This window comes from Mesorhizobium sp. WSM4808 (assembly GCF_055811675.1).
Map to the genome: position 1 here is coordinate 1 of NZ_JBVVQX010000009.1, position 21,820 is coordinate 21,820.

The following is a 21,820-nucleotide window of genomic DNA, read 5'->3' on the forward strand; positions in this document are numbered from 1 at the left end:
TACCCCCCCCCCCCCCCCCCCCCCACCCCCCCCCCCCCCGCCCCCTCCCCCCCCCCCCCCCCCCCCCCCCGCGCCCCCCCCCCCCCCCCCCCCCCCCCCCCCCCCCCCCACTTCAACCTTCAGGGGTTACCAGAGACCGATGACCTTGATCCGCACGGGTTTGATGCTGTTGTTCCTGCTGGCGACACTGTCGTCCTCCGGCGCCGGCGAAGCCGATCTGCGCGGCATCATCGCCAAATTCGCCACGGCCAAGGGCTTTTCCGAGATCGGGGCCGTCGTCCACGAACTGGCGGCCGCCGGCGATCCGGCGGTAGAGCGGCCGCTTGCGGCACTTGCCGACGGCAACCTGTATGTCCGCAAGGCTGATTCCCTTGTGTTTGTCGGCAAGGAAGCGGGCGAAAGCGTCCAGCTTTTCGACCCGTTGAGCGGCGAGGCGTCGGGCGAAGCGGCCAAGGACGGCATCACCAAGATCAAGGTCAACAACACGCTGCGTCGCGTCATACGCGATGCGTTGGGCACACTGACGCTCGGCGCCAAGGACCCGGCCGTGCGTGTTGCCGCCGCCGACACCATGTTCAAGACTCCCGACGCCGCAAACATCGGACCGCTCGACACGGCAATCGCCAGTGAGACCGTGGCCAGCGTCAAGGCGCTGCTCGAACAGGCTCGTGCCGCCTCCGTTCTGGTCTCCGACCGGCCCGAAGCCGACAAGCTCGCTGCAATTGCCCTGATCGGCGCGCGTGGCGACCGCGATGCGGTTTCCCTGCTCACCTCGGTCGAGGCGAATTCCACCGACGCGGTCAAGCAAGCGGCGACGACCGCAATCGCCAACATCAATTCGACGCTGGCCTTCTGGGATGCCGGGCAGAACATCTGGTACGGCATCTCGCTGGGCTCGGTGCTGCTGCTGGCGGCAATCGGCCTTGCCATTACCTTCGGCGTCATGGGTGTCATCAACATGGCGCATGGCGAGATGGTCATGCTCGGCGCCTACACGACCTTCGTCGTCCAGCAGGTGATCCGCACCTCCTTTCCCGGCCTGTTCGACTGGTCGCTGGTCATTGCGCTGCCGCTGGCCTTCCTCGTCGCGGCCCTTGTTGGCCTGATCATCGAGCGCGGCGTCATCCGTTTCCTCTATGGCCGGCCGCTTGAAACGCTGCTGGCGACATGGGGCGTCTCGCTGATCCTGCAGCAGGCCGTGCGCTCGATCTTCGGGCCGACCAACCAGGAGGTCGGCAACCCATCCTGGATGTCGGGCTCGTTCAATCTCGGCCAGTTGGCGATCACCTGGAACCGGCTGTGGATCCTGGTTTTCGCGCTCGCTGTCTTCGGCATCCTGCTCTACGTGATGAAGCGCACGCCCTGGGGCCTGCAGATGCGCGCCGTCACCGCCAACCGGCGCATGGCCGCCTCGATGGGCATCAGGACGCCATGGGTAGACGCGCTGACCTTCGCGCTCGGCTCCGGCATTGCAGGCATTGCCGGCGTCGCGCTCAGCCAGATCGACAACGTCTCGCCCAATCTCGGTCGCGGCTACATCATCGACAGCTTCATGGTCGTCGTCTTCGGCGGCGTCGGCAATCTGTGGGGCACGCTGGTCGGCGCCTTCTCGCTCGGCATCGTCAACAAGTTCCTCGAGCCCTATGCGGGCGCGGTGCTCGGCAAGATCGTCGTGCTGGTGCTGATCATCCTGTTCATCCAGAAGCGCCCGCGCGGCCTGTTCGCGCTCAAGGGCAGGGCGGTGGAAGCATGATCACGGGACGCTTCTTTGCCGCCGGCGCGGACCGCCGCATCGCCATCACGATCTTCATCCTGCTGGCGGTGGCCGTCCTTGTGCCGCTGCTCAACCTTGCGGTGTCTCCCACCAGCGCCTTCTACGTCCCTTCCTACATCGTCGCGCTCACCGGCAAATATCTCTGCTATGCGCTGCTCGCCTTGGCGCTTGACCTGGTCTGGGGCTATTGCGGCATCCTCTCGCTCGGTCACGGCGCCTTCTTCGCGCTCGGCGGCTATGCGATGGGCATGTATCTGATGCGCCAGATCGGCTCACGCGGCGTTTACGGCAATCCCATCTTGCCCGACTTCATGGTGTTCCTGAACTACAAGGAATTGCCCTGGTTCTGGTACGGTTTCGACCATTTCTGGTTCGCCGGCCTCATGGTGCTCGCGGTGCCCGGTTTGCTCGCTTTCGTCTTTGGCTGGTTCGCCTTCCGCAGCCGCGTCACCGGCGTCTATCTCTCGATCATCACCCAGGCGATGACCTACGCGCTGCTGCTTGCCTTTTTTCGCAACGACATGGGGTTCGGCGGCAACAACGGCCTGACCGATTTCAAGGATATTCTCGGCTTCAACGTGCAGGCCGACGCGACGCGTTCGGCGCTGTTCGCGGCCAGCGCCGTGATGCTCGCGCTTGCCGTGTTCGTCACCTGGGCGATCGTCGGCTCCAAATACGGCAAGCTCCTGATGGCGGTACGCGATGCCGAGAGCCGCACGCGCTTCCTCGGCTGGCGGGCCGAGAACGTGAAACTGTTCGCCTTCACCGTCTCGGCTGTCATGGCCGGCATAGCCGGCGCGCTCTACGTGCCGCAGGTCGGCATCATCAATCCGGGCGAGTTCGAGCCGGCCAATTCGATTGAAGTCGTCGTCTGGGCGGCTGTCGGCGGGCGCGGCACCATCGTCGGACCGATCATCGGTGCGCTGCTGGTCAACGCCGGCAAATCCTGGTTCACCGGCGTGCTGCCGGAGTTCTGGCTGTTTGCACTGGGCGGGCTGTTCGTCGCCGTCACGCTTTTGCTGCCCAAAGGCATCATCGGCATGTGGGACAGTTGGCGCGGCAACGCCAAGGCGTTGCGAGCAGCTTCGATCGCCGAGGAAGCCGGCAGCGACCCCGACGTTCCGCCACCGGCGAAAATCGTTCGCAGCGAGGCGAGAAAGCCCGGCGACTGGTCAGCCAGCAACCCCGAACCGCAGCCGGCGGAGTGAGCGACCATGTCAAAGTCGAACACGATCCTTTATCTCGACGGCGTCTCGGTCTCCTTCGATGGTTTTCGCGCCATCAACAATTTGTCGCTGGTGCTCGACAAGGGCGAGATGCGCGCCATCATCGGCCCCAACGGCGCCGGCAAGACGACGATGATGGACATTGTCACCGGCAAGACGCGGCCCGACGAAGGCGATGTGTTCTTCGACGGCCAGGTCGATCTGACCAAGCATGACGAGGCCGAAATCGCCATGATGGGCATCGGCCGCAAGTTTCAGAAGCCGACCGTGTTCGAAAGCCACACGATCGAGGAAAACCTGATGTTGGCGCTGAAGGGACCGCGCTCGATCTTCCCGGCGCTGTTCCATCGCCGCTCGACCGCCGAGACGCGGCAGATCGATGACATCCTCGGCATCATCCGGCTTGGCGACAAGCGTGACGAACTGGCGGCCAATCTGAGCCATGGACAAAAGCAGTGGCTCGAGATCGGCATGCTCCTGGCGCAGGACCCGAAACTGCTTCTGGTCGACGAACCGGTCGCCGGCATGACCGATGCCGAGACCGAGGAGACCGCGCGGCTGCTCAAGGATATTGCCCGCGACCATTCGGTCATCGTCGTCGAGCATGACATGCATTTCGTGCGCGAGCTCGGCGTCAAGGTCACCTGCCTGCATGAGGGCTCGGTGCTCTCGGAAGGCACACTCGATTTCGTGTCGGCCGACGAGCGTGTCGTCGAAGTCTACCTGGGGAGATGAGCATGGTCTGGCGGGTGCAATTCCATCACTTCGATCTGTCGTTCCTGCGGTTCTGGAAAAGGCGCTGACATGCTCGAAGTTTCCAATGCCACGCTGCACTACGGCGCCGCCCAGGCGCTGCGCGGCGTGTCGCTGAAGGCGGGCGCCGGCAAGATCACCTGCGTGCTCGGCCGCAACGGCGTCGGCAAGACCAGTTTGATGAGATCGATCGTCGGCCACCACCGGCTGACGAGCGGAAGCGTTGCCTTCGAGGGGAAGGCGCTCGACCGGAGCGCGGCGTATGACCGCGCCCGGTCGGGCATCGCATTCGTGCCGCAGGGCAGGGAGGTCTTTCCGCTGCTCACCGTGCGGGAGAACCTGGAATCAGGCTTCGCGCCGCTGAAACGGGCCGACCGCAACATTCCTGCGCATGTCTTCGAATTGTTCCCGGTGCTGAAGCAGATGCTGGGCCGTCGCGGCGGTGATCTTTCCGGCGGCCAGCAGCAGCAGCTCGCCATCGGCAGGGCATTGGTGATGCGGCCGAAACTGCTGGTGCTCGACGAGCCGACCGAGGGCATCCAGCCGTCGATCATCAAGGACATCGGCCGCGCCATCCGCTACCTGCGCGATCAGGCCGGCATCGCCGTGCTTCTGGTCGAACAATATCTCGATTTCTGCCGCGAGTTGGCCGACGAGGTCAACATCATGGACCGTGGCGTGATCGTCCATACCGGTCCGGCGGAAGATCTGGACCGTGCTGATGTCAGGAAGTTCCTGACGGTCTAGAATCGCCAACGCACTTCAGTTGACGATCCGAAGTCCTTGGCAAGTCCAGTATTTCTCCGGCCCTGCACCAGCGTCTCTGGTGCATTGGCAGCTGCGTGCTAGTCTTTTCCTAGGCTTTTGTGAGTCGGCCGCTTCCGTACCAGTCTGGTTTATCGCAGATCGAGGAGCACGGCCAATGCCGGGCAAGTTTCACGCAAGCAAGGCTGCCTAGCTTCCCTCCTGCGATCTCTGTCGTTCAACGCGTTTGGGCACACAGGCTAAGGGACAGCCATGGAACGTTACGTCGAGGATTACCAGAAGCGGCGGCTTATCGAACGTGTCGATATCATCGCTGCCATCAACATCTTGAGATCACAGGGCTGCGATTACGACGATCTGATCGAGGAGATCACCAAGGTCTTCTATGTCGACCTCGATACCTTCAATGAGATTGTCATGGCGGCCTAGGAGCCGCATTCGTCTCGCCACGATCAGAGGCCGGTGTTGACACACGCGATCAGCCTGCGCGCTTGAACGGAGAAGCGGTGACGCGGTTGCGGCCGGCGCGCTTGGCGTCGTAGAGCGCTTTGTCGGCGGCATTGAGCACCTTGTCGAAGCCGAGGCCTTCCTTGGTGCCGAAAGCAAATCCGGCACTGACCGTGCATATCAGCAAGCCTGTCTCGGTTTCGATGTGGTGCGCGGCGAAAGCTGCCCGCATGGCCTCGGCGGTGGCCTCCACCGTTTCGGGCAAGGTCCGCTTCAGCACCAGCGCGAATTCCTCGCCGCCCATGCGCGCGGCGACATCACCCGGGCGAAGATTGCTGGCGAGTTCCCGTGCAAATACCTTCAGCACCTCATCGCCGGCGGCGTGGCCGAATTCGTCGTTGATGGCCTTGAAGTTGTCGAGGTCGAAGACGACCACCGCCGTGAAGGCACCGACCGGCGCATCGCCGTGCAGGTCGAATAGGGCGCGGCGGTTGAGCAGGCCGGTCAGCGGGTCGGTCAGGGCATTGTGGCGGTGATGCCGGGCCAGACGCCCTTGGTTCAGGGCCAGGGAAAGCGCTCCGATGCCGGTCATGCTGGCGATAACGATGATGAGGCTCAGTTCCTCGGCCCAGTTGCTTGGCGCATGTCCAAGGACCAGCTTTCCCTCCCAGGCCAAAACCATGGCGCAGAGAGCAAAGGATGCGGCCGTGGCCGAATAGAGCGCGGTGATACCGGTTGTCAGGGCAGGGGCTTCGTCGCGGCCTTTCCAGTATTCGACCGCCGTTGCGAACAGAAGCAAGGCGGCGAAGGCATTTTCGAACATGAAGCCCAGCCCGTCATAGCCTAGAGCCATCGGAGGCAACGTCACGGCCAGTGAAATGGCGCTGCCAAACGCCGTTCGCGGCACTGGCGAGCCGCCGGTTCTGAACTGGTAGGCCGCGCCCAGCATTGTCGAGAAACCGAGCAGGAGGAAAGCCAGCGTGGCGATGCCCAGCAGGCGCCCGGGCATATCGATATAGGCGTCATAGAAAAAAATATCGCCGACCACGAACACCAGGCTGACCGCCCATGTCAGCAGGAACTTTTCCGAGCGAGCGGTCAGCCACATGCCAAACAAGGTCAGGCTCAGGCAGGCAGCGGAAAAACCGACAGCCAGCAGAAGTGAAGTGTAGTCGAGCGACATGCCCCTCGTCCTTGCCCGCGGCGGCCCAGATTTGCGACTGGTTCAGCTGGATTCATGCAGCAAGGAGGTATCGATAAGGTTACGACGATGGCGAAGATGCCATGATTCCGCAGCGTCAGGGCACCGGCAGACCCTGGTCCACCCGCTTCATCAGTGCCATGGCGCCGAACGGCGCGCGCACCTTGCCCTCCGTGATGAAGTAGACGAACACGTCGCGCGGCTTGACCGGCGCATCGGTGGCGGGGTCGGCGCGCCGCAGGTCGGCCGGCTGCTTGCCTTGCGCCCAGATCTTTACCCGCGCGGCCCATTCATCGAGGCCTTTCGGCGTGTAGCAGTCGGGATTGTCATCGCTACCGGTCTGCAGCCGGGCGTAGACGAAATCGCCGGTGACGTCGGCGATATCAGGATATTTGGCATGGTCGGCGTAGACGATCGCGGCCTTGTATTTTCGGGCAAGTGCTGCGAATTCCGGCACGACAAAACTGTCGTTGCGGGCCTCGACCGCGTGGCGCAGCGCAACGCCGTCCTGCTTTTCCGGCAGCAGTTTCAAAAAGGCTTCGAAATCGTCCGGATCGAATTTCTTGGTCGGCGCGAACTGCCACAGGATCGGCCCGAGCTTTTCCCCGAGTGCGGCAACGCCCGAGCCGAGGAAGCGCGTCATCGATTCGCCGGCCTCGCCCAGCACGCGCCGGTTGGTGACGAAGCGGTTGCCCTTTAGCGAGTACACGAAACCGTCCGGCGCCTCGTTGGCCCATTTGACGAAGGTCGGTTCCTTGAAGCTGGAATAGTAAGTGCCGTTGACCTCGATGCTCGACACCTGGCGAGTGGCGTAGTTCAGCTGCTTGGCCTTGGAAAGCTTGTCGGGATAGAAGGACGTATCCCAGGGCTCGAAGGTCCAGCCGCCCATGCCGGCGCGGATTGTTCCCGATGTGCTCATCTCATCCTCCCAAGTTCAGAAAATCAGGCCGCTGTGCTCTCGTGGGCCGATTTTGCCATGTCGACCAGCACCCATCCCGGCCGGTAGGGATTGGGCCGGCGACCCGTTTCGTGGAAACCATAGGCCAGATAGAGCGCGATGTTCCGCTCCATCCTGGCGTTGGTGTAAAGCCGGATCTCGGGCAGGCCCCAGAGACGGGTCAGCTCATCCGCGTGTTTCAGCAGCGCAATGCCGAAGCCCTTGCCCTGAAAGTCAGGAGAGACCGCGACGGAAAAGATCATCGCGTGGTCGTCATGCCGTTCCAGCGTGATCAGCCCGGCAAGTCCGCCGCCACTTTCCAACCCCCACACCTCGCCGCCCTCAATGCGCGGCGCATAGTCCTCGGTGACTGGGATCGGCGGTGCGCCTAACAGTGCAGTGTAAGGCGCATAGGCCGCTTCCGTCAGCGAGACGACGGTTTGGAGATCACCGGCAAGCGCTCTTCTGATTTTCATTCAAAAGCTCCAGGCGCCAACCGGTCCGATCACTCCGCCGCTTCGCGCTTGCCTCCGGGGCGCCGCTCCAGCAGTTCCTTGAGGAACTGGCCGGTGTAGCTGCGCTTTTCGCGCACGATGGCTTCCGGCGTGCCGGAGGCAACCAGTTCGCCGCCGCCGTCGCCGCCTTCGGGGCCGAGGTCGAGCACCCAGTCGGCGGTCTTGATCACTTCGAGATTGTGCTCGATGACCACCACCGTGTTACCCTGGTCGACCAGTTCATGCAGCACTTCCAACAGCTTGGCGACGTCGTGGAAATGCAGGCCGGTGGTCGGCTCGTCGAGGATGTAGAGCGTCTTGCCGGTTGCCTTGCGCGACAGTTCCTTGGCGAGCTTAATGCGCTGCGCCTCGCCGCCGGACAGCGTCGTCGCCTGCTGGCCGATATGGATGTAGCCGAGGCCGACCTGCTTCAGCGTATCGAGCTTGTCGCGCACGCCGGGCACGGCGGCGAAGAAGTCGACGCCTTCCTCGACTGTCATGTCGAGCACGTCCGCGATCGACTTGCCCTTGAACACGACGTCGAGCGTCTCTCTGTTATAGCGTTTGCCGTGGCAGACGTCGCAGGTGACGTAGACGTCGGGCAAGAAGTGCATCTCGATCTTGATGACGCCGTCGCCCTGGCAGGCCTCGCAACGGCCGCCCTTGACGTTGAACGAAAAACGTCCGGGCTGATAGCCGCGCGCCTTGGCTTCCGGCAGGCCCGCGAACCAATCGCGGATCGGTGTGAAAGCGCCTGTATAGGTGGCGGGATTCGAACGCGGGGTCCTGCCAATGGGCGACTGGTCGATGTCGATGACCTTGTCGAGGAATTCGAGGCCCTCGATGCGGTCGTGGTCGGCCGGGTGCTCGCGCGAGCCCATGATGCGGCGCGAGGCAGCCTTGAACAGGGTTTCGATCAGGAAGGTCGACTTGCCGCCGCCCGACACGCCGGTGACGGCGGTGAAGGTGCCGAGCGGGATTTCGGCGGTGACGTTCTTCAGATTGTTGCCGCGCGCGCCGACGATCTTCAGGCGGCGGTTCTTCTTCGCTTCACGCCGCACGCCGGGCGTCGCCACTTCGAGCGCGCCGGACAGATATTTGCCGGTGATCGAATTGGGATTGGCCATTACCTGCTGCGGCGTGCCCTGGGCGATGATCTCGCCGCCATGGATGCCGGCGGCCGGACCCATGTCGACGACATAGTCGGCATGCAGGATGGCGTCCTCGTCATGCTCGACGACGATCACCGTGTTGCCGATATCGCGCAGGTGCTTCAGCGTATCGAGGAGGCGGGCATTGTCGCGCTGATGCAGGCCGATCGACGGTTCGTCCAGCACATAGAGCACGCCGGTGAGACCGGAGCCGATCTGCGATGCCAGCCGGATGCGCTGGCTCTCGCCGCCCGACAGCGTGCCGGAATTGCGCGACAGCGTCAGATAGTCGAGCCCGACATCGTTGAGGAAGCGCAGCCGCTCGCGGATTTCCTTCAAGACGCGCACCGCGATCTCGTTCTGCTTGTCGTTGAGCGACGCCGGCAGGTCAGTGAACCACTGGCCGGCCTTGCGAATGGAAAGCTCGGTGACTTCGCCGATGTGCCTGCCGGCGATTTTCACCGCCAGCGACTCGGGCTTCAGCCGATAACCCTTGCAGGCCGGGCAGGGCGTGGCCGACATGAAGCGCTCGATCTCTTCACGCATCCAGGCGGATTCGGTCTCTTTCCAGCGCCGCTCGAGATTGGGAATGACGCCTTCAAAGGTCTTGGTGGTCTTGTAGGAGCGCAGGCCGTCATCATACTGGAAGGTGATTTCGCGCTCACCCGTGCCGTGCAGGATAGCTTCCTTGGCCTCTTCGGACAAATCCTTGAACTTGTCGCCAAGCTTGAAGCCATAGGCCTTGCCCAGCGCTCCCAGCGTTTGCGCGTAATAGGGGGAAGTCGATTTCGCCCACGGGCTGACGGCGCCGTCGCGCAGCGAGATGTTCTCGTCCGGCACGATCAGATTGCCATCGATGGCGCGCTGGCTGCCGAGACCGTCACAGGTCGGGCAGGCGCCGAACGGGTTGTTGAACGAGAACAGGCGCGGTTCGATTTCCGGAATGGTGAAGCCGGAGACCGGGCAAGCGAACTTTTCCGAGAACAGGATGCGCTCATGCGTCTCGTTCTTCGACTTGTTGACCGAATCCTCGCCGGTCTGGCTGGAATCGAGCGGCTTGTCGGCGAATTCGGCGACCGCCAGCCCATCGGCCAGCTTCAGCGCCGTTTCGATGGAATCGGCGAGCCGCGTCGCCAGATCGCCGCGCACGACGATGCGGTCGACGACGACGTCGAGGTCATGCTTGTACTTCTTGTCCAGCGCCGGCACGTCGGCGATCTCATAGAAGACGCCGTCGACCTTGACGCGTTGAAAGCCCTTCTTCTGCAGTTCCAGCAATTCCTTGCGGTACTCGCCTTTGCGGCCGCGCACCATCGGCGCCAGGATGAACAGGCGCGTGCCTTCCTCGATCGCCAGCACGCGGTCGACCATCTGCGAAACCGTCTGGCTCTCGATCGGCAGGCCGGTGGCCGGCGAATAGGGTATGCCGACGCGCGCAAAAAGCAGCCGCATATAGTCGTAGATCTCGGTGACGGTGCCGACCGTCGAACGCGGGTTCTTCGAGGTGGTCTTCTGCTCGATGGAAATGGCGGGCGACAGGCCGTCGATCTGGTCGACGTCAGGCTTCTGCATCATCTCAAGGAATTGCCGCGCGTAGGCCGACAGGCTTTCGACGTAGCGGCGCTGGCCCTCGGCATAGATCGTGTCGAAGGCCAGCGATGACTTGCCGGACCCCGACAGGCCGGTCATGACAATCAGGCTGTCACGCGGCAAGTCGAGATCGACATTCTTCAGATTGTGTTCGCGCGCCCCGCGAATGGAAAGATATTTATGGTCGGCCATAGCCGGTCGCCGCCTCAGAATCTGGAATTTCCTGGAATGGCGGGTTTTCCCGGCCATCCCCTATGTAGGTAGTTTTGCCGCCACGTCGAGATACGCCACAATTCCCGACGAGAGCGTTTAAGCGTCTTTCGCGTGAACGGGCAAGCGGAAAGAACAAAGGCCGAACACGCTCCTGACAAAGCTGTGCAAAAACTGACTTGCACGTAACCTCCCGGCGATCACATTTTTCGGTAACCGGCTATTGATGGTTGACGCCACCAACTGAGGGGAGCAGTCTCCAGCAGTCAACGAAGCCGGCCGTCTTTCGATGGCCTCGCCGCCCAAAGGTGGCCTGCGAGACGCCGCAGGCATTTGCGATTTGTGCTTCGAATTGACAACAATCGCAACGGACAGAGGAGCGGAGCTATGACGCCACCGGATCGTCCCCCAGGGTTCCAGTTGTCACTGGAGCCGAGGCAGGCATAAGTGCCAGGGTTCAGCGTTTTCGCCAGCCGGCAAACCGTGACCTGCCATCTCTCGTAAAAATCAGAGACTACTAGTCGGATCGTCGGCTGAATGCCGCGGTGCATCCGAAATCAAACGCCGGCAGTACACTCCCGGTAAAATTGGATTTGAGATCCAAAAAGGCCCCGTCCGTTGCGCAAAGCACGGCGGGGCCGTTTTCATGTGCGGATTGTCTTGTGGGCGACAGGCGCAGCGCGACACGCGCTGTCAGTGGCGCGGCGGCCCGATCGAGCCGGCGCCGACATCGACGGTGATGCTGCCGGAAATCCTGACATCGGTATCGCCGATCTTGAATGTACCGTTCTCGCCGGCTGGCAGCGCATCGTCCGGCTCGGGAGCCGGCTTGGCGATGCGGTAGTCGCCGGTTACGCCGGGAAGGGCGCTTTTTTGCGTCGACGACGAACTGTCGTCGGCAAGTGCCGCGCCGCTGATGAGGCCCGCAATGGCGAGCGCTACAACGGCGATGACGCGGTGCAATGATCTGGACTGATGAGTGTCGGTCATCGCAGGACTATAGTGGCGCGTCGCCGATGGAACCAGACCGGCATCGTCAAATCTTCGACTAACTGCCGGACGGTCTCCGATCCGACCCTAGCTTACGCCGCTTTCTTTCGCGTGTCGAAAACATGGTCGACGATGCCCCAGGACTGGGCCTCGCGGGCGGTCATGAAGTGGTCGCGGTCGAGCGTGCGTTCCACCTCTTCATAGCTGCGGCCGCAATGCTGCGCGTAAAGTTCGGCCATGTGCCGTTTCGTCCGGCCGATGCGCTCGGCATGGCGCTGGATGTCGGAGGCTTGGCCTTGGAACCCGCCCAGCGGCTGATGCAGCAGGATGGTGGCATTCGGCAGGGAAATCCGACGCCCCGGTGTGCCTGCCATCAGCAGGAACGAGCCCATCGAGGCGGCAAAGCCCATGCATACGGTGGACACCGGGCAGCTAATATATTGCATCGTATCGTAGATGGCGAATCCGCTGGTCACCACGCCGCCCGGCGAGTTGATGTAGAGCGAGATCTCCTTGTCGGGATTGTCCGATTCCAGCGACAAAAGCTGCGCGCAGACCAGCGCCGAGATGTCATCGTTGATCTCGCCATTGATGAAGATGATGCGCTCGCGCAGCAGCCGCGAAAAGATGTCGAAGGCACGTTCGCCGCGGCTCGATTGCTCGATGACCATCGGCACCAGACTGGCAACACCGCTCATTGTCTCTCTCCGTCCGTTTTGTTTTCAGGCCGCGCGAAGCAGGAGGCGAGGCGTGTTTGCGGCGATTGGCTTAGATGACCTGTTCGCACCGAGCGAAACCCGGCAGCCGGCGCCTGCCATGGCGACGGCAGGCATGGTCTTGCGGGCAAAGCCGTCATGGACGATGCGCAGATGCGTGCCGCCGGAAACGGTTCGGGCAAGTGTGAAGGTGACGGTACTGTCGAGCGGCCCCTGCCTGGCGGCGTCGCCCGGCTGCTCCCGCCAGGAATAGCGCAGCAGCTTCTCGGGTTCGGCGTCGAGGATTTCGCATTCGATCGGCGTGTCCGGTCCGGCGAAGGCAAAACGGTTGCCGATCTCGGGGCTGATGTCGTTCGGCATCATCCAGGCGGCCAGCAATTCCGGTACGGTCAGGGCCCGCCAGACCTTTTCCGGCGGCTCGGCAAGCTCGTACTCGAACTCGAGCGCATCCGGGGCGTCGCCTTGGCCGTGGTTGGTCGTTGATCCCGCCTTCTTCATTGATCCATGTCCTTCAAAACCGCCTTCAGCCTTTCGATGCGCTCCGGCCAGAAGGTCCGGTAGCGTTCGATCCAGGAGAGCAAGGGGGCGAGCCCCTGCGGATCGGCGCGGTAATAGGCGTTGCGGCCGGCTCGCCGCTCGACCACCAGCCCGGCGCCACGCAGCACCGCCAGATGCTGCGACACCGCGGGCTGCGACACCGTCACCCCGGTGCGCAATTCCGACACGCTCATCTCGCCGGCGGCCAGCCGCTCAAAGACGGCGCGGCGCGTCGGGTCGGCCAGTGCGCGAAAAATCTCTGCTTCGATCATGCCAAAAGCATAAGTGCATACTTATTGATTTGGCAAGCGGTCTTTTCAGGCCCATATGATCGGCTTCGGCGTTGCTGCCATTCCTTGACAATAAGCAGCGATGCGGATAAGAACGAAAAGGGAACAAAAACCTTGTGGGTAAAGGCAGCCATGGCAAGCGGCGATCGCCTGCAGCCTGTAAGGTGCTGCGACAAAAATTTCTTTCGGATGAGCGCGGAGAAATATCATGGCGGGTAGCGTCAACAAGGTCATTCTGGTCGGCAATCTCGGCGCGGATCCCGAAATCCGTCGCCTGAATTCGGGTGAACCGGTCGTCAACATCCGCATCGCCACATCGGAAAGCTGGCGCGACAAGAATTCCGGCGAACGCAAGGAAAAAACCGAGTGGCACAACGTCGTCATCTTCAATGAGGGCATCGCCAAGGTGGCGGAGCAGTATCTAAAGAAGGGCATGAAGGTCTATGTCGAGGGCCAGTTGCAGACGCGCAAATGGCAGGACCAGACCGGTGCCGACAAGTACACGACGGAAGTCGTTCTGCAGAAATTCCGCGGTGAGCTGCAGATGCTCGACGCACGCGGACAGGGCGAGGGCGGTCAGGTCGGCGGCTATACCGGTGGCGGCAGCAGCCGTGGTTCCGATTTCGGCCAGTCCAGCCCGAGCGAAGGCTTCAATCGCGGTGGCGGCGGTGCCAAGAGCGGCGGCGGCGGTGGTTCGTCGCGCGAATTGGATGACGAAATCCCGTTCTGATCGCAACAGTTATGTCAGACACAGTGCCCCGAGAGTCGTTCATGGACTTTCGGGGTTTTGCATCGTGATTGAGGCTGACCGGGCCGATCAACGAAATACGGTGAGAGGACGAGTTGGGTGAAAGCGCGCGTAAAGTGGGTCGAGGAGCGCACCTTCGTCGGGGAATCCGGCAGCGGTCACATGGTCGTGCTCGGAACAGCGCACGGACCGGAAGGCAGGACGCCGGGTCCAAGCCCGATGGAGCTGGTGCTGATCGGCACCGGTGGCTGTTCGGCCTATGATGTCGTGCATATCCTCGAAAAGGGCCGCGAGGCGGTCGAGGACTGCGTGGTCGAGCTTGATGCCGAGCGGGCCGAAACCGAGCCAAGAGTGTTCACCCGCATTCACATGCATTTCGTCGTCAAGGGCAGGGCACTCTCCAGCGTCAAGGTGAAACGCGCGATCGACCTTTCGATCGAAAAATATTGCTCGGCCTCCGCGATGCTGGCCGAGACCGCCACGATTACCCACGATTTCGAGGTCATCGACACGACGGCGAAATAGAACCGGCTTCGGGTTCTCGCCGCGTCAGCCTCTCAGCCTGCTACCAGCGCCTTGATACCGTCGGCGACGAATTGCACAGCCAGTGCCGCCAGGATGACGCCAAGCAGACGGGTCAGGATCGAGCGGCCGGTCTGGCCGAGGATGCGGTCTATGCGTTCCGACAGCACGAACACCAGATAGGTGATGGCGAGGCAGACGAAGATGATGCCGACCAGCGCCGCCTGCGCGGCAAAGCCTTGAAACGAGCCGGAAAGCAGCACAGTTGCCGAAATGGCACCAGGGCCCGCGATCAGTGGGATCGCCAGCGGGAAGGCGGCGATGTTGTGGATCATGTCCTTGGTGATGGCGACGTCGCCGATCTTCTCCTTGCGGTCCTGCCGGCGCTCGAACACCATCTCGAAGGCGATGAAGAACAGCAGGAAACCGCCGGCGACGCGGAAGGCCGGCAACGTTATGCCGAACACCGACAGGATCGAGGCCCCGGCAACCGCAAACAGCGCCATCACTAGGAAACCGATGATCGAGGCGCGCACCGAAACCTGCTGGCGCTCCTCGCGGTTCATGCCGCGCGTCACGGCGAGGAACAGCGGCGCCAGGCCGGGCGGGTCGATGGTCACGAGAATGGTGACGAAAGCGTTGAACAGGCTGTCGAAACTCGGCATCTCTGACCCTCCCGCCGGGCTGTGCCCGTGCCAGAATACTGGTAGAGCAAAGCCCGTTCGGTGGGAACCGTTCGTGAGAAAGTGGTTGATGCGGGACAGAGGGCAGCGCGAAGGATCGCGACGCTTTTATTCTGGGCTGCTGCAATCCTCGGAGATCAAACCGCTCGCCGCGCCAGGAACTCGACTTCCAGCCGCCATGTCGCGCCATTGTCTTGCGAGCGTTCGCCCAGCCAGCGGAAGGAGTTTTCGGTGATGCGTGAAAAGCTCCAGCGTACCGAGCTGCCGGTGTCGTCGGCGCCCACTTGCACGATCGTGTCACCCTCGGCGCGGCCGAGCTGGCGGCTGAAATACTGGTTGCGCGGGTCGCTCCAGAAGATGTGCCAGGCATCCGCACCGGGATCATAGACGCGCAGCGTCGTGCCGTAAAAAGTCCATGTGCCCAAGGATGGCGATGGACCGGCGTCCCGCGCGGGCAGGATCCACACGTCCTGGATCGCCCGGCCTTCCAGCACCCAGCCGAAATGCACCTCGCCACGCCCTGTCAGCACAGTGCCGTCCTCGAGGTGGCGCGAGGCCTCAAACGTCCAGGCGCCGACGAAGCGGCCGTAAAGGCTCAGTTTTTCGGCAAGCCCTTCGATCGGTCCGGAGCTATGCAGGGCTTCGGCAAACGAGGATTGATCGAACATGGCTGCGGTCTCTTCTTGTCAGGAGACCGTTAGGACTAGGCGGTGACGGGGTTCTGGGCTTGGGAAAAATTGCTATATTTCGACTATGACGACGACCACGCATAGTCTCGCATTCGGAGCCGGTTGGCACGTGACGGACGTCATTTGCACGGCCGGCGCCGGCGACCGGCCGTTCGAGGAAGCGCATCAGGATTTCTGCGTCGCTGCGGTCACCAGCGGCACGTTTCGCTACCGCGCCCAGCAAGGCACGGCGATGCTGGCGCCCGGCGCGCTCCTGCTCGGCAATCCCGGCACATGTTACGAATGCGGGCACGAGCATGGCAGCGGCGACCGTTGCCTCTCGTTCCATTTCGAGCCGGCTTACATGGAACGGATCGCAGCTGGCGTTCCGGGCGCCAGGAAGCTGGCTTTCGAGGCGGCGCGCCTGCCGCCTTTGCCGGTACTGGCGCCGCTCCTGGCCGAAGCGGAGACCGCGCGCGAGATGGCCTACATCGACGCCTTCGAGGAACTTTCCCTGCGCTTGGCCGGTGCTGCCGTGGCTACAGCCTCTGGCGCTACGCATGTCGGGCGCGCGCCCAGCCGCCGCGATCAGAAACGGGTGGCCGAGGCAGTGCGGCGGATCGAACTGGACGCCGATGGGCCTGTCTCGCTTTCAGCGCTTGCCGATGAGACAGCAACCAGTCCGTATCACTTCCTGCGCATCTTCCGGCAGGTGGCGGGCATGACGCCCTACCAATTCCTGCTCAGGACGCGATTGCACAGGGCGGCGGTGCGGCTACGCCTGTCGAACGATGCGGTCTCGGCGATCGCCTTCGAGGCAGGCTTCAACGATCTGTCGACCTTCAATCGTCGTTTTCGGCGGATCATCGGGGAGACGCCGGGCCAGTATCGCAGCCGCCGTGGCGCATGGGCCGTTTCTGCTTCGTGAATCGGCCCCATGCCCGCCAAGGCAGACACGCAGGCTTTTGCGTCAGGGCGGCGAAAACTGCCTTGGCCATATCGTCGCAATCAGCGGTATCCATTTGAAATTACCACCGAAAATGACACTGGAAAAGTGCCGTGAAGGTTGGAGTTTCGGGCTTGCTTCCTATATAAGCACCAAGTGATTCCTGATTAGATTGTGATCCGATTTGACCGACCAGAAGACACCGCGCGGCGCCGACGGCGGCCCCACCGGCATCGAGCCGATATCCATCGTCGAGGAGATGCAGCGCTCCTATCTCGATTACGCTATGAGCGTGATCGTCAGCCGTGCGCTGCCGGACGTGCGCGACGGCCTGAAGCCGGTGCATCGCCGCATTCTCTTCGCCGCCCATGAGAGCGGCTACCACTGGAACCGCAAATATGTGAAGTCGGCGCGTCCGGTCGCCGACGTGATGGGTAAATACCATCCGCATGGCGACACCTCCATCTATGACGCCTTGGTGCGCATGGCGCAGGACTGGTCGCTGCGCGTTCCGTTGATCGACGGGCAGGGCAATTTCGGTTCCATCGACGGCGATCCGCCTGCGGCGATGCGCTACACGGAAGCGCGGCTGACCAAGGTCGCACACGAGCTTTTGGAGGATATCGACAAGGATACCGTCGATTTCCAGGACACTTACGACGCGTCGGGCAGCGAACCGAAGGTTCTGCCGGCACGGTTTCCCAACCTTTTGGTCAACGGCTCGGGCGGCATCGCCGTCGGCATGGCGACCAACATTCCACCGCATAATCTCAGCGAAATCTGCAACGGCGCCATCGCCCTCATCGACAATCCGGCGATCGACCTGCCGGCGTTGATGGAGATCATTCCGGGACCGGATTTCCCCACCGGCGGCATCGTGCTTGGCCGTTCGGGCATCTACAACGCCTATTCGACCGGCCGTGGCTCCATCGTCATGCGCGGCAAGGTCAACATCGAACAGCGCGGCAACGACCGCGAGTCGATCATCATCACCGAGGTTCCCTACCAGGTGAACAAGTCGTCGATGATCGAGAAGATGGCTGAACTGGTGCGCGACAAGCGCATCGAGGGCATTTCCGATATCCGCGACGAGAGCGACCGCCAGGGCTACCGCGTCGTCATCGAGTTGAAGCGCGACGCCGTTGCCGACGTCATCCTCAACCAGCTCTACCGCTTCACGCCGCTGCAGACCTCCTTCGGCGCCAATATGGTGGCACTGAACGGCGGCAAGCCGGAAGTGATGAACCTGACCGATATGCTGAAGGCGTTCGTCGCCTTCCGTGAGGAGGTGATCACAAGGCGGACGAAATTCCTGCTGCGCAAGGCGCGCGACCGCGCCCATGTGCTGGTCGGTCTCGCCATCGCAGTCGCCAACATCGACGAGATCATCAAGCTGATCCGCACCGCGCCGGATCCGCAGACGGCGCGTGAGCAGTTGATAGAGCGGCGCTGGCCCTCTGGCGACGTGGAATCGCTGATCCTCCTGATCGATGACCCGCGTCACCGCATCAACGAAGACGGCACCTACAATCTGTCAGAGGAACAGGCGCGCGCCATCCTCGAACTGCGCCTGCAGCGCCTGACCGCGCTCGGCCGCGACGAGATCGCCGACGAGTTGAACACGATCGGCGCCGAAATCATCGATTACCTGGACATTTTGTCGTCCCGCGCGCGCGTCCAGCAGATCGTCAAGGACGAGCTTGCTGCCGTGCGCGACGAGTTCGGCACGCCGCGCCGCACCGAACTCACCGACGGCGGTTCGGACATGGAAGACGAGGACCTGATCCAGCGCGAGGACATGGTCGTGACGGTGAGCCATTCCGGCTACATCAAGCGCGTGCCGCTGTCGCTCTACCGGGCGCAGCGTCGCGGCGGCAAGGGCCGCTCCGGCATGTCGACCAAGGAAGAGGATTTCGTCACCCGGCTGTTCGTGGCCAACACCCATACGCCGGTGCTGTTCTTCTCCTCGCGCGGCATCGTCTACAAGGAAAAGGTCTGGCGGCTGCCGATCGGCAATCCGCAGTCACGCGGCAAGGCGCTGATCAACATGCTGCCGCTGGAGCAGGGCGAGCGCATCACCACCATCATGCCGCTGCCGGAGGACGAGGCCAGCTGGGGCGAACTTTACGTGATGTTCGCCACCACGCGCGGCACCGTGCGCCGCAACGATCTATCCGACTTCGTCCAGGTCAACCGCAACGGCAAGATCGCCATGAAGCTGGAGGAAGAAGGCGACGAGATCCTCGGCGTCGAGACCTGCACCGACAAGGACGACGTGCTACTGACCGCCAGTTCCGGCCAGTGCATACGCTTCTCCGTCGGCGACGTGCGCGTCTTCCAGAGCCGCAATTCGGTCGGTGTGCGCGGCATAACCATGGCCGAGACCGACCGCATCATCTCGATGTCGGTGATAGAGCATGTCGATGCTTCGCCAGCGGAACGCGCCGCTTACCTGAAGCGCGCGGCGGCGGAGCGGCGGCTTGCCACGGAAACGACCGGCGAAGAGGAAGAGATCGCGCTGACCAATGAGGAGATCGGCGAGGAGACGGAGCTTTCCGACAACCGATACGAAGAGCTCAAGGCGCACGAACAGTACGTGCTGACGGTCACCGAGTTCGGCTACGGCAAGCGTTCGTCGTCCTATGATTTCCGGCTGACCGGACGCGGCGGCAAAGGCATCCGCGCCACCGATGTGTCGAAGGCAGCCGAGATTGGCAGGCTGGTGGCGACGTTCCCGGTCGGCAATGACGACCAGATCATGCTGGTGTCGGACGGCGGCACCGTCATCCGGGTTCCGGTCAACGGCATCCGTTTCGCCAGCCGCGCCACCAAGGGCGTGACCATCTTCAACACGGCTGAAGGCGAAAAGGTGGTTTCGGTCGAGCGGATCTCGGAACCGCAAGCGGACGAAGAAAGCGATGAGACGGTCGAGGGCGGTGCTGATGCCGCTCCGGCGCCTGACGCCGGTCCGGAGGGTACGGACTAAGTCCGGCACCCGGGTTTTGACATAGCAACGCCGGCCAGGTGGCCGGCGCGGCAGCAAGTTCAGGCTTTATCAGTAGTGACGATATGGCTTGCGCGGGCCGAAGCCTTCGAAGCGCTTGGTGTTTGCCTTGACGCGGATGCGTTGCGCCTCCTGATGCAGCCCAAATACGGTGGCGATCAGCATGGCGACGGTCATTGCGGTGGCGAGCATGTAGATCAGCATGTGCGTGTTCTCCTGCGCCTAACAACGGATAGATGGGATTTTGGTTTCATCTTATTAAGGTGCCACCTAGTGAACGCTGCGTGAAGGCTTCGTGATCAGCGTGTTCATCTGTCGTTCATGTGCCGGAAAAGGTTCACGGCCGGCGCGCCGATCGGATTTGCCTTTGCGAGAGAGGCTCGTTAGAGCCTGTTACATCTTGATGGACGGAAGACGGAACGGGCTCTAGCTTTCATTTGAGCATGATCTTTTCCAAAAACCGGTTTCCACTTTTTGGGATCATGCATTAGAAGCACCTGCCATGACTGAACGCATCGCCCTCTATGCCGGCTCCTTCGACCCGCTGACCAACGGCCATCTCGATGTGCTGAAGGCCTCGCTGGCCGTGGCGGATATCGTTTATGCGGCGATCGGCATCCATCCGGGCAAGCAACCGCTGTTTTCCTTCGAGGAGCGGGTGAAGCTGATCGAGACGGCGACGAAGACGGAATTCGGCAGCGACGGTGCCCGCATCAAGGTCGTCGCCTTCGACGGGCTGGTCATCGACGCCGCCAGGAAGCAGGGCGCCTCGATCATGATCCGCGGCCTGCGCGACGGCACCGACCTCGACTATGAGATGCAGATGGCCGGCATGAACGAGACCATGGCGCCTCAACTGCAGACGGTTTTTCTGCCCGCCAGTCCTTCGGTACGCACCATTACCGCCACACTTGTTCGCCAGATTGCCTCGATGGGCGGCGACATTCGCCCCTTCGTGCCGGCGGCGGTTGCCGGTGCGCTCACAGCCAAGTTCAAGAAGTAAGTTTTCGGAGAAAACCATGCAGCTGAAAAAGCTAGCCTCGTTCCTTGTCGTGCTCGCCGGTCTTGTGGCTGTGTCGGTCTCGGCTTTCGCCGCCGACCCGGAAAACACAATGATCATCACGCTGAAGGACGGCGACGTCACCATTGCGCTGAGGCCCGATCTTGCGCCAAAGCATGTCGAGCAGATCAAGAAGCTGGTGCGCCAAGGCGCCTATGACAACGTCGCCTTCCATCGCGTCATCGACGGCTTCATGGCGCAGACCGGCGACGTCAAGTTCGGCAATATGAAAAAGGGTTTCAGCGCCGAGGCCGCCGGCACCGGCGGTTCCGACCTGCCCGACCTGCCGGCCGAATTCTCACAGACCGAACATTATAAGCGCGGCGTGGTCGGTATGGCCCGCTCGCAGGACCCAAATTCGGCCAATTCGCAGTTCTTCATCATGTTCGCTCCGGCACCGCCCCTCGATGGCCAGTACACGATCGTCGGCAATGTCGTCAGCGGCATGGAACTGGTGGACCAAATCAAGAAGGGCGACCAGGCGGACAACGGCACGGTCACCGATCCCGACCGGATGATTAAGGTGCGCATCGCCGCCGACAAGTAAATTGTCGAATAACTCTGTTTTCTCAAAAGGATATCTGACATGGCCGAAATCAAGGATCGCGAGAACGCGCTCATCATGGAAATGACCAAGGGCAAGGTCGTCATCGAACTTTTCCCCGACCTGGCGCCCGGCCATGTCGCCCGCATCAAGGAACTGGCCAGGGAAGGCGCCTATGACGGCGTGGTCTTCCACCGCGTCATCGAGGGTTTCATGGCGCAGACCGGCGACGTCAAGTTCGGCAATTCGAGCAAGCCTTCCTTCGCGCCGTCCCGCGCGGGCATGGGCGGCTCTGAAAAGCCGGATTTGAAGGCTGAATTCTCCAACGCCAACCATGCTCGCGGCACCTGCTCGATGGCCCGCTCGCAGAACCCGAACTCGGCCAATTCGCAGTTCTTCATCTGCTTCGACGATGCCGCATTCCTCAACCGCCAGTACACGGTCTGGGGCCAGGTCATCGAAGGCATGGACAATGTCGACAAGATCAAGCGCGGCGAGCCGGTGCAGGATCCCGACAAGATCGTGTCGCTGAAGGTCGCGGCCGACGTCAAGTAAGGGCAAACG

General features: G+C 62.4%; 23 protein-coding genes. 12 read left to right on the top strand and 11 right to left on the bottom strand.

Annotated features, from left to right (window positions below):
* Nucleotides 1–139 precede the first annotated feature (139 nt).
* The 5 genes from urtB (at nucleotide 140) to AC0L2U_RS17365 (ending at nucleotide 4,947) form a co-directional block, all read left to right on the top strand.
* The gene (gene urtB / locus AC0L2U_RS17345; RefSeq protein ID WP_473602315.1) at nucleotides 140–1,753 is read left to right on the top strand and encodes an urea ABC transporter permease subunit UrtB; all 1,614 of its coding nucleotides are present in this window, start codon (nucleotides 140–142) and stop codon (nucleotides 1,751–1,753) included.
* The gene (gene urtC, locus AC0L2U_RS17350) at nucleotides 1,750–2,982 is read left to right on the top strand and encodes an urea ABC transporter permease subunit UrtC (protein ID WP_127271080.1); all 1,233 of its coding nucleotides are present in this window, start codon (nucleotides 1,750–1,752) and stop codon (nucleotides 2,980–2,982) included. The genes urtB and urtC overlap by 4 nt, the downstream gene beginning before the upstream one ends.
* A gap of 6 nt (nucleotides 2,983–2,988) precedes the next feature.
* Nucleotides 2,989–3,735: an urea ABC transporter ATP-binding protein UrtD gene (gene urtD, locus AC0L2U_RS17355; RefSeq protein ID WP_127271299.1), complete on the top strand. Its 747-nt coding sequence runs from the start codon at nucleotides 2,989–2,991 to the stop codon at nucleotides 3,733–3,735.
* Nucleotides 3,736–3,804: 69 nt separating this feature from the next.
* Nucleotides 3,805–4,500 carry an urea ABC transporter ATP-binding subunit UrtE gene (gene urtE, locus AC0L2U_RS17360; RefSeq protein ID WP_023813006.1) on the top strand — a complete coding sequence of 232 codons (696 nt, stop codon included), beginning with the start codon at nucleotides 3,805–3,807 and terminating at the stop codon, nucleotides 4,498–4,500.
* Between the two features lie 270 nt (nucleotides 4,501–4,770).
* Nucleotides 4,771–4,947 (top strand): hypothetical protein, encoded by a 177-nt coding sequence (locus AC0L2U_RS17365; RefSeq protein ID WP_081738697.1) that lies wholly within the window; start codon nucleotides 4,771–4,773, stop codon nucleotides 4,945–4,947.
* A gap of 49 nt (nucleotides 4,948–4,996) precedes the next feature.
* Here the strand turns inward: AC0L2U_RS17365 and AC0L2U_RS17370 are convergent, their stop codons facing one another.
* From AC0L2U_RS17370 to AC0L2U_RS17405, 8 genes are all read right to left on the bottom strand, one after another.
* Nucleotides 4,997–6,148, bottom strand: coding sequence for a GGDEF domain-containing protein (locus tag AC0L2U_RS17370; protein ID WP_473602316.1), 1,152 nt, complete (start codon nucleotides 6,146–6,148; stop codon nucleotides 4,997–4,999).
* A gap of 115 nt (nucleotides 6,149–6,263) precedes the next feature.
* Entirely contained in the window at nucleotides 6,264–7,085 is an 822-nt protein-coding gene (locus AC0L2U_RS17375) for a DUF72 domain-containing protein (protein ID WP_127810498.1), read from the bottom strand.
* Nucleotides 7,086–7,108: 23 nt separating this feature from the next.
* Nucleotides 7,109–7,579 (bottom strand): GNAT family N-acetyltransferase, encoded by a 471-nt coding sequence (locus tag AC0L2U_RS17380; RefSeq protein ID WP_128289134.1) that lies wholly within the window; start codon nucleotides 7,577–7,579, stop codon nucleotides 7,109–7,111.
* Nucleotides 7,580–7,608: 29 nt separating this feature from the next.
* A complete protein-coding gene (gene uvrA, locus AC0L2U_RS17385; RefSeq protein WP_473602317.1) occupies nucleotides 7,609–10,530 on the bottom strand; it encodes an excinuclease ABC subunit UvrA in 2,922 nt (973 codons plus the stop codon).
* Between the two features lie 711 nt (nucleotides 10,531–11,241).
* Nucleotides 11,242–11,538: a hypothetical protein gene (locus tag AC0L2U_RS17390; RefSeq protein WP_127810495.1), complete on the bottom strand. Its 297-nt coding sequence runs from the start codon at nucleotides 11,536–11,538 to the stop codon at nucleotides 11,242–11,244.
* 92 nt (nucleotides 11,539–11,630) lie between these two features.
* Nucleotides 11,631–12,236 (bottom strand): ATP-dependent Clp protease proteolytic subunit, encoded by a 606-nt coding sequence (locus tag AC0L2U_RS17395; RefSeq protein ID WP_127270740.1) that lies wholly within the window; start codon nucleotides 12,234–12,236, stop codon nucleotides 11,631–11,633.
* Nucleotides 12,237–12,260: 24 nt separating this feature from the next.
* The gene (locus tag AC0L2U_RS17400) at nucleotides 12,261–12,752 is read right to left on the bottom strand and encodes an SRPBCC family protein (protein WP_127810494.1); all 492 of its coding nucleotides are present in this window, start codon (nucleotides 12,750–12,752) and stop codon (nucleotides 12,261–12,263) included.
* Nucleotides 12,749–13,063, bottom strand: a complete 315-nt coding sequence (locus AC0L2U_RS17405; protein WP_473602318.1) for an ArsR/SmtB family transcription factor — start codon at nucleotides 13,061–13,063, stop codon at nucleotides 12,749–12,751. Before AC0L2U_RS17405 ends, AC0L2U_RS17400 begins: the two co-directional genes overlap by 4 nt.
* 226 nt (nucleotides 13,064–13,289) lie before the next feature.
* On the opposite strand from AC0L2U_RS17405, the gene AC0L2U_RS17410 reads away from it, so the two are divergent.
* Both AC0L2U_RS17410 and AC0L2U_RS17415 read left to right on the top strand, forming a co-directional pair.
* Entirely contained in the window at nucleotides 13,290–13,811 is a 522-nt protein-coding gene (locus tag AC0L2U_RS17410; RefSeq protein ID WP_127270744.1) for a single-stranded DNA-binding protein, read from the top strand.
* Nucleotides 13,812–13,928: 117 nt separating this feature from the next.
* The gene (locus tag AC0L2U_RS17415) at nucleotides 13,929–14,354 is read left to right on the top strand and encodes an OsmC family protein (protein ID WP_127810493.1); all 426 of its coding nucleotides are present in this window, start codon (nucleotides 13,929–13,931) and stop codon (nucleotides 14,352–14,354) included.
* 32 nt (nucleotides 14,355–14,386) lie between these two features.
* Here AC0L2U_RS17415 and AC0L2U_RS17420 read toward each other — a convergent pair whose 3' ends face one another.
* Complete coding sequence (locus AC0L2U_RS17420; protein WP_436161335.1) at nucleotides 14,387–15,016, bottom strand: MarC family protein; 630 nt, start codon at nucleotides 15,014–15,016, stop codon at nucleotides 14,387–14,389.
* A 155-nt stretch (nucleotides 15,017–15,171) separates the two neighbouring features.
* Nucleotides 15,172–15,702 (bottom strand): hypothetical protein, encoded by a 531-nt coding sequence (locus AC0L2U_RS17425; protein WP_127269843.1) that lies wholly within the window; start codon nucleotides 15,700–15,702, stop codon nucleotides 15,172–15,174.
* Nucleotides 15,703–15,787: 85 nt separating this feature from the next.
* On the opposite strand from AC0L2U_RS17425, the gene AC0L2U_RS17430 reads away from it, so the two are divergent.
* Both AC0L2U_RS17430 and gyrA read left to right on the top strand, forming a co-directional pair.
* A complete protein-coding gene (locus tag AC0L2U_RS17430; RefSeq protein WP_127810492.1) occupies nucleotides 15,788–16,630 on the top strand; it encodes a helix-turn-helix transcriptional regulator in 843 nt (280 codons plus the stop codon).
* Nucleotides 16,631–16,832: 202 nt separating this feature from the next.
* Nucleotides 16,833–19,634 carry a DNA gyrase subunit A gene (gyrA, locus tag AC0L2U_RS17435; protein ID WP_473602320.1) on the top strand — a complete coding sequence of 934 codons (2,802 nt, stop codon included), beginning with the start codon at nucleotides 16,833–16,835 and terminating at the stop codon, nucleotides 19,632–19,634.
* 69 nt (nucleotides 19,635–19,703) lie between these two features.
* Here the strand turns inward: gyrA and AC0L2U_RS17440 are convergent, their stop codons facing one another.
* The gene (locus AC0L2U_RS17440; protein WP_081714296.1) at nucleotides 19,704–19,856 is read right to left on the bottom strand and encodes a hypothetical protein; all 153 of its coding nucleotides are present in this window, start codon (nucleotides 19,854–19,856) and stop codon (nucleotides 19,704–19,706) included.
* A gap of 298 nt (nucleotides 19,857–20,154) precedes the next feature.
* On the opposite strand from AC0L2U_RS17440, the gene coaD reads away from it, so the two are divergent.
* Genes coaD through AC0L2U_RS17455 form a run of 3 tightly spaced genes read left to right on the top strand, consistent with a single transcriptional unit; the run spans nucleotide 20,155 to nucleotide 21,811 of the window.
* Complete coding sequence (gene coaD / locus AC0L2U_RS17445; protein WP_127272529.1) at nucleotides 20,155–20,655, top strand: pantetheine-phosphate adenylyltransferase; 501 nt, start codon at nucleotides 20,155–20,157, stop codon at nucleotides 20,653–20,655.
* 16 nt (nucleotides 20,656–20,671) lie between these two features.
* Nucleotides 20,672–21,259 (top strand): peptidylprolyl isomerase, encoded by a 588-nt coding sequence (locus tag AC0L2U_RS17450; RefSeq protein ID WP_127269468.1) that lies wholly within the window; start codon nucleotides 20,672–20,674, stop codon nucleotides 21,257–21,259.
* 39 nt (nucleotides 21,260–21,298) lie between these two features.
* Nucleotides 21,299–21,811 (top strand): peptidylprolyl isomerase, encoded by a 513-nt coding sequence (locus AC0L2U_RS17455; protein ID WP_473602321.1) that lies wholly within the window; start codon nucleotides 21,299–21,301, stop codon nucleotides 21,809–21,811.
* The last annotated feature ends 9 nt before the right edge of the window (nucleotides 21,812–21,820 follow it).

What these genes read in the sequence shown, in the direction of transcription:
- urtB (WP_473602315.1), top strand. Translation starts at nt 140, where the DNA reads ATGACCTTGATCCGCACGGGTTTGATGCTGTTGTTCCTGCTGGCGACA.
- urtC (WP_127271080.1), top strand. Translation starts at nt 1,750, where the DNA reads ATGATCACGGGACGCTTCTTTGCCGCCGGCGCGGACCGCCGCATCGCC.
- urtD (WP_127271299.1), top strand. Translation starts at nt 2,989, where the DNA reads ATGTCAAAGTCGAACACGATCCTTTATCTCGACGGCGTCTCGGTCTCC.
- urtE (WP_023813006.1), top strand. Translation starts at nt 3,805, where the DNA reads ATGCTCGAAGTTTCCAATGCCACGCTGCACTACGGCGCCGCCCAGGCG.
- AC0L2U_RS17365 (WP_081738697.1), top strand. Translation starts at nt 4,771, where the DNA reads ATGGAACGTTACGTCGAGGATTACCAGAAGCGGCGGCTTATCGAACGT.
- AC0L2U_RS17370 (WP_473602316.1), bottom strand. Translation starts at nt 6,148, where the DNA reads ATGTCGCTCGACTACACTTCACTTCTGCTGGCTGTCGGTTTTTCCGCT.
- AC0L2U_RS17375 (WP_127810498.1), bottom strand. Translation starts at nt 7,085, where the DNA reads ATGAGCACATCGGGAACAATCCGCGCCGGCATGGGCGGCTGGACCTTC.
- AC0L2U_RS17380 (WP_128289134.1), bottom strand. Translation starts at nt 7,579, where the DNA reads ATGAAAATCAGAAGAGCGCTTGCCGGTGATCTCCAAACCGTCGTCTCG.
- uvrA (WP_473602317.1), bottom strand. Translation starts at nt 10,530, where the DNA reads ATGGCCGACCATAAATATCTTTCCATTCGCGGGGCGCGCGAACACAAT.
- AC0L2U_RS17390 (WP_127810495.1), bottom strand. Translation starts at nt 11,538, where the DNA reads ATGACCGACACTCATCAGTCCAGATCATTGCACCGCGTCATCGCCGTT.
- AC0L2U_RS17395 (WP_127270740.1), bottom strand. Translation starts at nt 12,236, where the DNA reads ATGAGCGGTGTTGCCAGTCTGGTGCCGATGGTCATCGAGCAATCGAGC.
- AC0L2U_RS17400 (WP_127810494.1), bottom strand. Translation starts at nt 12,752, where the DNA reads ATGAAGAAGGCGGGATCAACGACCAACCACGGCCAAGGCGACGCCCCG.
- AC0L2U_RS17405 (WP_473602318.1), bottom strand. Translation starts at nt 13,063, where the DNA reads ATGATCGAAGCAGAGATTTTTCGCGCACTGGCCGACCCGACGCGCCGC.
- AC0L2U_RS17410 (WP_127270744.1), top strand. Translation starts at nt 13,290, where the DNA reads ATGGCGGGTAGCGTCAACAAGGTCATTCTGGTCGGCAATCTCGGCGCG.
- AC0L2U_RS17420 (WP_436161335.1), bottom strand. Translation starts at nt 15,016, where the DNA reads ATGCCGAGTTTCGACAGCCTGTTCAACGCTTTCGTCACCATTCTCGTG.
- AC0L2U_RS17425 (WP_127269843.1), bottom strand. Translation starts at nt 15,702, where the DNA reads ATGTTCGATCAATCCTCGTTTGCCGAAGCCCTGCATAGCTCCGGACCG.
- AC0L2U_RS17430 (WP_127810492.1), top strand. Translation starts at nt 15,788, where the DNA reads ATGACGACGACCACGCATAGTCTCGCATTCGGAGCCGGTTGGCACGTG.
- AC0L2U_RS17440 (WP_081714296.1), bottom strand. Translation starts at nt 19,856, where the DNA reads ATGCTGATCTACATGCTCGCCACCGCAATGACCGTCGCCATGCTGATC.
- coaD (WP_127272529.1), top strand. Translation starts at nt 20,155, where the DNA reads ATGACTGAACGCATCGCCCTCTATGCCGGCTCCTTCGACCCGCTGACC.
- AC0L2U_RS17450 (WP_127269468.1), top strand. Translation starts at nt 20,672, where the DNA reads ATGCAGCTGAAAAAGCTAGCCTCGTTCCTTGTCGTGCTCGCCGGTCTT.
- AC0L2U_RS17455 (WP_473602321.1), top strand. Translation starts at nt 21,299, where the DNA reads ATGGCCGAAATCAAGGATCGCGAGAACGCGCTCATCATGGAAATGACC.